This is a genomic window from Chryseobacterium sp. RR2-3-20, from assembly GCF_017808115.1.
Lineage (GTDB): Bacteria > Bacteroidota > Bacteroidia > Flavobacteriales > Weeksellaceae > Chryseobacterium > Chryseobacterium oryzae.
The window spans coordinates 1-11115 of the sequence record NZ_JADQBD010000080.1; the positions used below are offsets into that span (position 1 = coordinate 1).

Annotated in this window: 10 protein-coding genes; 4 read left to right on the top strand and 6 right to left on the bottom strand. The window is 32.5% G+C overall.

The window, feature by feature from the left end; all coding sequences use genetic code 11:
* Positions 1–125 precede the first annotated feature (125 nt).
* A complete protein-coding gene (locus tag IV513_RS13650; RefSeq protein ID WP_209391114.1) occupies positions 126–851 on the bottom strand; it encodes an RNA methyltransferase in 726 nt (241 codons plus the stop codon).
* Here IV513_RS13650 and IV513_RS13655 point away from each other — a divergent pair.
* Entirely contained in the window at positions 837–3434 is a 2598-nt protein-coding gene (locus tag IV513_RS13655) for a BamA/TamA family outer membrane protein (protein WP_209391115.1), read from the top strand. The genes IV513_RS13650 and IV513_RS13655 overlap by 15 nt on opposite strands.
* On the opposite strand, the gene IV513_RS13660 is transcribed toward IV513_RS13655, so the two are convergent.
* Positions 3431–4048, bottom strand: a complete 618-nt coding sequence (locus IV513_RS13660) for a vancomycin high temperature exclusion protein (protein ID WP_209391116.1) — start codon at positions 4046–4048, stop codon at positions 3431–3433. The genes IV513_RS13655 and IV513_RS13660 overlap by 4 nt on opposite strands.
* Positions 4045–5169 (bottom strand): ferredoxin--NADP reductase, encoded by a 1125-nt coding sequence (locus tag IV513_RS13665; RefSeq protein ID WP_209391117.1) that lies wholly within the window; start codon positions 5167–5169, stop codon positions 4045–4047. The genes IV513_RS13660 and IV513_RS13665 overlap by 4 nt, the downstream gene beginning before the upstream one ends.
* Before the next feature lie 164 nt (positions 5170–5333).
* Here IV513_RS13665 and IV513_RS13670 point away from each other — a divergent pair, with 164 nt between their 5' ends.
* Both IV513_RS13670 and IV513_RS13675 read left to right on the top strand, forming a co-directional pair.
* On the top strand, positions 5334–5906 hold the full coding sequence (locus IV513_RS13670; RefSeq protein ID WP_209391118.1) for a TlpA disulfide reductase family protein: 573 nt from the start codon (positions 5334–5336) through the stop codon (positions 5904–5906).
* Positions 5907–5977: 71 nt separating this feature from the next.
* Positions 5978–6949 carry an iron ABC transporter permease gene (locus IV513_RS13675; protein WP_209391119.1) on the top strand — a complete coding sequence of 324 codons (972 nt, stop codon included), beginning with the start codon at positions 5978–5980 and terminating at the stop codon, positions 6947–6949.
* 2 nt (positions 6950–6951) lie between these two features.
* Here IV513_RS13675 and IV513_RS13680 read toward each other — a convergent pair whose 3' ends face one another.
* The 3 genes from IV513_RS13680 to atpD all read right to left on the bottom strand — a co-directional run bounded on the left by IV513_RS13680 (position 6952) and on the right by atpD (position 9727).
* A complete protein-coding gene (locus IV513_RS13680; protein ID WP_209391120.1) occupies positions 6952–7773 on the bottom strand; it encodes a hypothetical protein in 822 nt (273 codons plus the stop codon).
* Between the two features lie 77 nt (positions 7774–7850).
* A complete protein-coding gene (locus tag IV513_RS13685) occupies positions 7851–8132 on the bottom strand; it encodes a F0F1 ATP synthase subunit epsilon (RefSeq protein ID WP_209391121.1) in 282 nt (93 codons plus the stop codon).
* Between the two features lie 86 nt (positions 8133–8218).
* Positions 8219–9727 (bottom strand): F0F1 ATP synthase subunit beta, encoded by a 1509-nt coding sequence (atpD, locus tag IV513_RS13690; protein ID WP_209391122.1) that lies wholly within the window; start codon positions 9725–9727, stop codon positions 8219–8221.
* A 230-nt stretch (positions 9728–9957) separates the two neighbouring features.
* Here atpD and IV513_RS13695 point away from each other — a divergent pair, with 230 nt between their 5' ends.
* Positions 9958–10878: a bifunctional riboflavin kinase/FAD synthetase gene (locus IV513_RS13695; protein ID WP_209391123.1), complete on the top strand. Its 921-nt coding sequence runs from the start codon at positions 9958–9960 to the stop codon at positions 10876–10878.
* Positions 10879–11115: the final 237 nt, after the last annotated feature.

Genomic DNA, 11115 nt, shown 5'->3' on the forward strand with positions numbered 1-11115 from the left:
GTTGCTCCTCAGCATTGCTCACTTCCTCTTCCAATCAACCGCAAAATATTACGAATTATTTTTGACAAAAACACCAACTATTTTTGACCACATTACCTTAAATAACGGTGATAATTCTAAAACACTCAAATTCTGAAAAGTTGTCCTAAAATAATTCCGGCAGCCATAGAAACATTTAAGCTTTCTGTAGACTGAGATTTTCCAAATCGAGGTATTGTTATTTTATTATGCAACAAATTTTCGGTTTCCTTACGCATACCATTGCCTTCATTTCCTAAAATTAAATTTACTTTTTCAGGTTTTTCGAAACTGTATAGATTTTCGCCATCCATATCTGTTCCTATATTTTTATTCTGCGTTTCAGAAAGATATTTCTGTAGGTTGCAATAATGTATTTTAACTCTTGTAAAAGAGCCCATTGTTGCCTGTATCACTTTTGGATTGTAAAAATCTACTGTATCTTCACTACAAACAATCTGCTCAATCCCGAACCAGTCTGCTAATCTTATAATGGTTCCTAAATTTCCAGGATCCTGAATTCCATCCAAAACCAATTGAAAATCTTTATCCATAAAATCATCTTCATCTAAAAGATGACAGACAGCAATAGAATCTTTTGGAGTTTTAAGAAAACTTATTTTTCTAAGTTCATTTTCAGTAATATGGGTGAACTTCACATCATCGGAAATAAAATTGTTTTCCTGAGTAGAAAATATTTCCTTAATTTTAAATTTAGAATTAGAAAGTTCGAGGATAGTTTTATTACCTTCAACCAAAAACAAGTTGTATTTTTGCCTGAACTTTTTTTTATCTAAAGATTGTAAAATTTTAATTGTATGAGCGGTAAGCATTTTAAAAATTCTCCTCAAAAGTATTATAAAATAATATCATTTGCAACATTTGTAGGATTACTTTATGCGTGCAGTACCACAAAAAAAGTTCCGGACAGAGAATATTTGCTTACTGAAAACAATTTTGAATTTGAAGATACAAAGCAGTTTTTTGATGATGAGCTGAAAGACTATGTTCAACAAAAGCCTAATAAGAAGCAGTTGTTATTTCTGCCTTTGAGTCTTATGTGGTATAATGCCGCCAATCCTAAGTATGACACGTTACTGAATGAATATATGACGTACCCAAGCGAAATGAGAAATCAGAAGCTTAGGGATTCTCTTTTCATTAAATATAACATGCGTAAAGATGTTGGGAAAAGCCTTTTTATGGACAGGCTTTATCACAGTTGGGGAACTCCGCCGGTTATATTAGACCAGGCAAGAACTGCGAAAAGTGCACAGCAAATAGGAAATCGCCTCACGTATAGAGGATATTGGGATGCTGAAGTAAAATATACTCAAAAGCTCGACTCAGCCAATAAGAAAGCAAGTGTAAATTATTCTATAAAGCACAATTTACCTACTACCATTCAAGAATATTATTATAACATTCCGGATGCAGGAATTAAGGATGTTTTCAGGCAGAATATCAATAGCAGTTTGGTAAGAAAAGGTCAGACGCTTGACCAAACCGTTTTGGAGAAAGAAATTGCCAGAATTAATGAAATGATGAGAGAATATGGGTATTACCGCTTTAATGCAGGCAATGATGAAGTAGGTTTTGTAGCAGATTCACTCAAAAGCAACAAAAATATACCTCTTGTTTTAGAAATTCATAAAGATTCTCTTGACAGACCTTACAAAAGAGCAACATTTGGAAATATAGATGTCGCAGTTGTTCAGCGTCCGTCAGATTTTCCACGTCGTACTGTGAAAGACAGTCTGCGTAAAATAAGATTTCATAAAGTTGATGACCAGTATAATACTTCTTCTCTTTGGAGAGCTATTATTGTTGAAAATGGTACTCAATACGATCAGAAGAAATTAGATTTAACCAAAAGAAATCTTGTAGCAATGAATAATTTCAGTATTCTTAAAGCCAGAGATTCTTTAAGACAAGGCGGATTAAATTCTCCTAACGATAGTATTGTTGATGTTTTTTATCTACTAAAACCATTGGATAAATATGAACTTAAATTAGGGACTGATCTTAATTATTCTCAGCTACTAAATTTTGGTATTTCACCATCCGTAGATCTTATTACAAGAAACGTTTTTGGCGGTGCCGAAAACCTTACAACAAGTGTTGCCGGAACTTTTGGGTCTATAAAAAATCCTAAAAATCTGGATAAAAGAATTTTAGCTTACGAATATTCTGCACAGGCTTCTTTAAGTTTTCCGAGATTGCTGTTACCTTTCAGTTATTATAAGCTCATTCCAAAACGATACTCTCCTACTACTTCTATAAATTTGGGAGCATCGGTTCAGAACAATATTGGTTTGGGAAGAACAAACTTTAACAGTGGATTAAACTATTACGCCAACGTAAATGATCAGGCATCTCACAGATTAACACTGTTCAATACATTATTCAGTTTAACCAAAAATAAAGACAGTTATTATGATTTTTTTGTGAATGATAATAACGTTAGACAAACTGTTTTCGACGACTACTTTATATATAATCCGCAGTTAAAACAAGAGTTCGATTCCGGAGAATTAACCAGAGATCAGGTTTCTGAGAAAATTATGACAGATGATGGCTATCTGAATACGCTCGATAAGAAAAAAACCGATGATTTATTGGCTTTCCGTGGTACATTGGTTAATAAAGATAGACAAACTCAGAATGTTCTTATTTCTTCAATGATTTATAATTTTATTTATAATGAAATTGGAAAAAAAGATTATCCCAATGCATTTTACTTCAATGGTAAAGTTGAGTTTGCAGGAAACATTCCAAGTTTATTCAACCAAAAAAGAAATGATGGCGGCGGAGTTTTAAGAAGTCCGGAAAGAACAATTTTTGGCATTCCTTACGCTCAGTTTGTAAAGTTTGATTTTGATGTAAGAAAATATTTTAAATTTAATGGTAATCAGACATTAGCACTCCGTCAGTTCATAGGTTTAGGGATTCCGTACGGTAATTCTTCTACAATGCCTTTTGTTCGATCTTACTTCAATGGAGGAGCAAATGACATTAGAGCCTGGGTTGCTTTTGGAGGTTTAGGACCTGGAGGTTCACAAATCGACGAGAAAGTAAGAACTTATCTAATGGGAAATATTAAACTTACAACGAATATTGAGTACAGAATTCCTTTTACATCAATGTATGAAGGAGCCATATTTACAGATATTGGTAACATATGGAACACAGAAGATAATGGTTTCGACGATCAGTTTAAATTCAATCGTTTTATTAAGGAAATGGGGATTGGTAGTGGCGTTGGTTTAAGAGTAAATATTGCCTACATCACTTTAAGACTAGATTTAGCTTACAAAATTTACGATCCAAACCAAATAGAAACAGAAAGATGGAGATTCAGTAAAATTCAGCCCTTAAAACCTACTTTAAATATTGCTTTTGGATATCCCTTCTAATCAGGAGATATTCCGAAAATAAAACAAATTACCGCAAAGACCCGCGCTGCAATTTCGCGGGTTTGGTTTCGGTAATAACTCTCTGGTTTAGAAACATCCTGTGCATCAAACCCCAAAGCATTCATATTATTATTTCTGGCAAAAAACAGGGCTCTCAGATTGTGAAATCCTTGCGATACAATAATAACATTGTTCTTTTTATATACATCTTTGCAGCGTAAAATGCTTTTATAAGTGTTAAATCCTTCGGGATCTTCAATAATAATATCTTCGGGAACACCTTCCTGATAAATAAGATAATTTTTCATGGCTGCAGGTTCATTGTAGCCTTTACTTTTTTCCCCACTTACGATTATTTTTTTTATTTTTCCGTGATGATAAAGCAATGCTGTGGCATCCATTCTTTTGGTAAAATAAGGGTTGGATAAGCCTGAACGCATTTTCGGAGACGTTCCCAGAACCAAAGCAACTTCCCGTGGCGGAATTTTTGAGATTTTATTGTAAGTTCTTCCACCGGTAACCCCAAAAACCCAAGCATTAGAAAGACATACCAAAAGAAAAACGATTTCTATGGAAGAAGTAATAAATTTGTATATGTTTCTGAGTATTCTCAATTAAAATCAAAATTAAGCTTTATTTTTTTACTTTTAGCAATTGCCATACACGCTAATATTTTACCTTGAGATTCTTCTTTTTCGGTTAAATATTCATTTTCCAGCAATTCTACTTCTCCTTCTTCCAATTGGCATTCGCAGCTTCCGCAAATGCCCGATTTACAGGAGTATGGAACTGGAAAATTTTGTAAAAGCAGCGTTTGAAGAATCTTATTACGGTTGTCTTCAATAATAGTTTCATAATTCTTCCCTAAAAGTTTGAACGCTACTTGAATATCAGTAATAAGTGGAAATTCTTTTTCAACAGGATAAATATCGCTGTTAAATTCTTCGAATAACTCAAAATGAATATTTTTTTTCGGAATACCGTGATGATAACATGCGTTTGCCAGAGATTTTATCATCTCCCCTTTTCCGCAGATTAATACTTCATCTACTGCATCCCAAATGGTAGATTCTTCATCTGTATCATCCAAATGTAAAATCTGATTAATGATTAAACTTAACTTTTTTTCGTCTAATCTTCCAAAGAAAAAATGGTTTGAAGTTTTTTCCTGAGAATAAAAATAGAAAACTTGAAAACGGTTTTCATATTTGTTGGCTAATTCGTCGAGAGCTTCGCGGTAAGCAATATGTTCTGAGCTTTTATTTCCGAAAAACAGGAACAAACGTGTTCTGGGTTCTTCATGCAGAATATTTTTGAAATGGCTTAAAATAGGTGTTATCCCAATTCCAGATGCAAAACCAACAATAGTTCGGAATTCGCTGGGCTTAGAAACCAATGTAAATCTTCCAGCAGGTTCACTTACCAGTATTTTATCTCCAGAATTATAATTTTCAAAAATATAAGCCGCTGCACCATTTTCAGAATTAATTTTAATTCCTAAGCTGATTTTTTTTTCAAAAGGTGCAGAAGTCATGGAATAATCATTGATGATTGTTTTACCATTAAAATCGAATTTCAGACTTACAAACTGACCTGCTTCAAAAGTAAATACATCTTGTAAATTCTCAGGAATTTCGAATTCGATAGAAAAAGTATTTTTGGTAAGTTGTTCCTTTTTCTTTATTTTTAACCAATGAAACTGTGTAAGTTTCCCTTTGTAGATTTGCTGTTCCATACTTCATTTCAAAAATAATAAAAAATTATCATGATGACGTTATAGGTGGCTTTACTTTAAAAGAAATTTAGAATGATTTTTCTTCTTAATAAAACGGTAAATGAAATAAACTACACATTAACAGCATTCTGACCTTCTGGGTATGAATATAATTAAATCTAAATATGAAAAAAATAATATTATCCGCATTTTTAGCAACTGCATTATTCAGCTGTAAAAAGCAGGTTGAAAACAACGAAGAAAAAAAATCTGTAGAAGATTCTGTTACTAGTTCAAAAACTGAAAATGCAAAAACTCCACTCAAAGCACTTTCAATTCAAGAAATGAATAACTATCTTCAGAAGAAAAATGATACGCTTTATGTAACGAATTTTTTTGCTACTTGGTGTGGACCTTGCGTACATGAAATTCCTTTTTTCAAGAATAAAATTCAGGAACTAAAAGGAAAACCTGTTAAAATTACTTTCGTGAGTCTGGACAGTAAAAGTGAATGGAATACCAAAGTTCCTCAGTTTACAGATGAAATGGGTATCCGAAACAATACAGTTTTATTGGATGGAGAACTTATTGATCAAAAATTTTTCTCCGATAATTTTAAGGAATGGACAGGCTCTGCAATCCCTTTTACTTTCATGAGAAAAGGCGATAAAACCGATGAAACTCTAGGGATGATGTCTGAACAAGATTTAAACGAAAAAATTGAAAAGTTGTTGAATTCTAAATCAGAAAAAAAATAAATATTTGTTGATATATTTTAAAAATATCAACTCTGAAATGCATTTATTTACAAGTGTTTTGCAATTAAAATATGTCTAAAAAATTCAAAATCCTGTTTTTGGTTTTGCTTGTTGCCATTATTTTCGCATCAATTATTAACCTCAATACAGGATTTGTAAATTTAAGTTTTAAGGATTTTTTTTTTAATTCTTCCAATAGTGATATCGCTGAAATACGAATTAACCGTGTTTTGGTTATGCTTTTGGCAGGAATTTCTATTCCTACATCGGGTTTTCTTATGCAGGAATATTTTAGAAATCCTTTAGCAGGACCAGATATACTAGGAATAACCTCGGTATCGAGTCTTACCGTAGCTTTTTATATTTTTTTTTCTCAGGACATTGTTTTACCAGATTTTCTGCAAAATAGTTTTCTCAGTTTATCGGCTGTTGCAGGAAGTCTACTTTTAATGTTGATACTTTTATCCGCATCAAAAAAATTTAAGGATAAATCTTATCTTATTATTTTTGGTTTTTTAGTTTCCGCTTTTGCAGGAGCTGTTGTATCTCTTCTTCAGTTTTATGCAGAAAATCAGAATCTTAAAAACTATATACTTTGGTCTTTCGGAGCCAATAATATGGTGACGAGAAACCAAATATATATATTAGGAATTTTGGTATTGTTAGGTTTGTTTTTCTCTTTCAAAACCATTAAACCATTAATCGGAAATTCTTTAGGCTCATCTTACGCTCAAAGTCTAGGAGTGAATTTGAATAGGCTTAAAATGCTGATAATTATTTCTTCATCTTTTCTTTCAGCATCCGTAACTGCATTTTTAGGCCCAATTTTGTTTATCGGAATTGTAGTGCCGCATTTTTGCAGGTTAATTTATAATCCCGCCAAAATTTGGCAGCAATGGATTTTGAATATGTTATTAGGAATGTTGATAATGGTATTTTTTTCAATTATCGCAGAAAAAAGTCATATTCCGATCAATGTAATAAGTTCGGTTTTCGGAATTCCGGTAATCTTAATGATGCTCTTAAAGCAAAATAAAGCTTAAAATTACTTTATAATTCCATCTTTTACAACCTCTCCAACCTCAATTTTTTCTTTTACTTTGATAAAATTCGGATCTAGAATTGCCATTCTTTCTGCAATAGCTTTATAGGTAGGAAATTTTAAAATAGAAGCTCTACCCGACATTTCCCGGTACAAAGTATATGTTTTTCCGTTTGCAGTTTTTAATTGTTTTGTAGTCGTAATGTATTTCCCAATATATTTGCTTTTGGCATCATAAATTTCTATATCTACAAAAGTTTTATCTGATATGGTATCTTCGGAGCCAAAACTTACAGGTAAATTAGTAAAATAGCCAACAGGAACTCCATTGCTGAGAATTTCTCCTACATTATTTACCGTAATATTAAGTTTATCTATTTTTGACCTCGTAGTATATGCTTCTTTGGTCTTATTATCTAATTTTCTTTTAGGATTGTTTTGAAAGAGTTCATCCAGATTTTTGATATTGATTCCTCTTTCATCGATGATTTTTAATGCTTTAAAGCAGGTATATACTGCAGACTTTTCTTCGCCCGAAAATGCTGATGGAGAAATATAATCCAGATCTAATGTTTTCTCTCTGTTGTAAATTCTGTTTAGCTTAATATAGCTATCTCTTACCGAATCTACTATGCTTTTATCTACAAACTTAACAGTGAAAATAGGAGTTTCTTTTAAATCCATAAAAGTATATTCTCCGGATTTATAGAGCATTTTCGCAACATGAATCCCTTCGAGACTTACAATTCCTCTTTTTATCTTTATATTTTGCCCACAGAAAAAACTAGAGATTATTATTAAAAAAAATAAAATACCTTTCTGCATATCACTCAATTTTAGACCATAAAAAAAAGTGTAACAAAGTTACACTTTCCTGAAAATATATTTAGCTTTATATTTAATTATTCGCAAAGGATAATTCCTTTATCATTATTAAATTCTATTACACCACTTTTGATAGGATAAGAAAAAACAGAATCTTTATCATTTTCCTTAGTAAAATGCTTAGCATAAGCTTCATCAATAGAATTGGTAAACAATTTCACTTTTCCACCCACTAAAGAAGAAACAATACCTGCGTGATCTTTCATAATATGAAATTCACCATTTTTACCCGGAAGCAAAACAGAATTTACATTTCCTTCAAAAATTACGTATTCTGGCGTTAAAATTTTTATATTCATTAGTTTAGATTTAAAGATTTCAGATTTCAGATTTTAGACAACGTTAAAGTCTCATGTCTTGAATCTGTAATCTTGTGTCTAATTTGTTATGCGTTATCCGCCAACATTTTTTGTCCTGCTTCAATAGCTTCTTCAATGGTTCCTTTCAAGTTGAAAGCAGCTTCTGGTAAGTGATCTAGCTCACCATCCATAATCATGTTGAATCCTTTAATAGTATCTTTAATATCAACCAAAGATCCTGGAATACCTGTAAACTGTTCTGCAACATGGAAAGGCTGAGATAAGAATCTCTGAACTTTTCTTGCACGGTAAACTACCAATTTATCTTCCTCTGAAAGTTCTTCCATACCAAGAATAGCGATAATATCCTGAAGAGCTTTATATCTCTGAAGAATTTCTTTCACTCTCTGTGCACAGTTGTAATGCTCTTCTCCAATTACTTCCGGAGCTAAAATTCTAGACGTAGAAGCCAACGGATCTACAGCCGGATAAATACCTAATGAAGCAATTTTTCTATCTAATACCGTTGTAGCATCTAAGTGAGCAAATGTAGTTGCAGGAGCCGGGTCAGTTAAGTCATCCGCAGGTACGTAAACCGCCTGTACAGATGTAATAGATCCGTTTTTAGTTGAAGTAATTCTTTCCTGCATCGCACCCATTTCAGATGCCAAAGTTGGTTGGTAACCTACTGCAGATGGCATACGACCAAGTAGTGCAGAAACCTCAGAACCAGCCTGTGTAAAACGGAAGATATTATCTACGAAGAAAAGTACATCTCTACCTTGTCCTGTTTCTCCACCGTCTCTATAATATTCAGCTAATGTAAGACCAGAAAGGGCTACTCTAGCTCTTGCTCCTGGTGGCTCGTTCATTTGTCCGAAAACGAAAGCTGCTTTAGAATCTTTCATCACTTCTAAATCAACTTTAGAAAGATCCCAACCTCCGTTTTCCATAGAGTGCATGAAATCGTCACCATATTTAATAATACCAGATTCTAGCATTTCTCTCAAAAGGTCGTTTCCTTCTCTCGTTCTTTCACCTACACCGGCAAAAACAGAAAGACCTCCGTGTCCTTTTGCAATATTGTTAATTAACTCCTGAATTAATACTGTTTTACCAACACCTGCACCACCGAACAAACCGATTTTACCTCCTTTTGCATAAGGTTCAACCAAGTCGATTACTTTAATACCTGTAAATAAAACTTCAGCAGAAGTTGAAAGTTGATCAAATTTAGGAGCTGGTCTGTGAATAGGAAGACCACCTTCTTTAGAAATATTTGTAAGACCATCAATAGCATCACCAACAACGTTGAAAAGTCTTCCGTTTACAGCTTCACCAATTGGCATTGTAATAGGATTACCATAACCAACTACTTCCTGACCTCTTGTAAGACCATCTGTAGCATCCATTGCGATACATCTTACAGTATCTTCACCTATATGCTGTTCTACTTCTAATACTACTTTTTCACCGTTTCCTTTTGTAATCTCCAAAGCGTCATAAATGCTAGGAATTGCTTCCACATTTGAGAATACTACGTCGATTACAGGACCAATAATTTGAGAAATTTTTCCTTTAATTTGGTTTGCCATTGCTAAATTTTTTCTTGGTGCAAATATAATTAATCTTATCAAACCCACAATTGCTAAAAAAAAGATTTTTATCATACTTTTCAAACAATTTAGCAATATAACAATCTACCAATTTGCCAATAGATTTTTCATTATCATATCTTATTTATATGCGTTGGAAGATTGTTACACTTTTGCACTGATGCATTGTTACATTTATTAGTTATATTTGCAGTCAAAAATTTTTCAGGTTGGAAGTTTTCAGAAATTTTAGTGATTATAACTCTCAAAAGCCTTTAGCATTATCTTTAGGGATGTTTGACGGGGTTCATCTTGGTCATAAATGCATTATGGATGAACTTAAAAAAGTAGGTTCTGAAAACAATTTAGAAACTGCTGTTCTCACTTTCTGGCCACATCCAAGATTTGTTTTTAAGCCCGACGAAAACTTGCAGCTTCTCAATACATTAGAAGAAAAATCTTTATTGATGGAGAAATATGGCATCAATAATTTATTTCTGAAAGAGTTTGATGAAGAATTCAGAAATCTTACGGGAGAAGAATTTGTAAAACAGATTTTAGTTGAAAAATTAAATGTTAAATATTTAATTATCGGTTACGATCATTCTTTTGGTAAAAATAAAAGCGGAAATTTTGAACTCCTCCAAAAATTATCCAAAGAGCTAGATTTTGAAGTGGAACAGATGGAAGCGATAAATATTCATGAAAACAACATTAGTTCTACCAAAATAAGAAAAGCTTTATTGGAAGGCAATATTTTGGAAGCTAATGAAATGCTGGGTTACCACTACTCTGTTTCCGGAACTGTCGTTCACGGTAAAAAAATAGGCAGAACCATCGGGTACCCAACTGCCAATATTGAAGTTGAAAATTTAAAATTACTTCCTAAAAAAGGCGCTTATATTGTTGAAGTTTTTGTAAGAAACCAAAAATATAAAGGAATGCTAAGCATTGGTACCAATCCTACTGTAAATGGGGATAAATTAACTGTTGAAGTTTATATTTTAGATTTTAATGAAGATATTTATGGTGAAAATATTACTGTAAAATTCCGAGATTTTCTTCACGAAGAAATAAAATTTGAAGGTCTTGAAAAACTGATTGAAAGACTGGATGAGGATAAAAGACTGACCGAAGAATTTGCTTTCTAGAAACTTTTGTTTATTCCCAAAATAACATGACGAGGAATTAATCTTTGAGTGTATAAGCTCTCACTAATCGAAGAAATAGAATATTGCTGAATACTATTTGAATTTAAAAGATTATTTCCCTGAATAAAAATACTCATATTAACTCGTAGTGCATTATCAAACGAGATTTATTTTTAGGTTGTTTATATTTCTATCAAAAATAAATCTATTCAAAAACTGAATAGTTGTAAGGGTTGT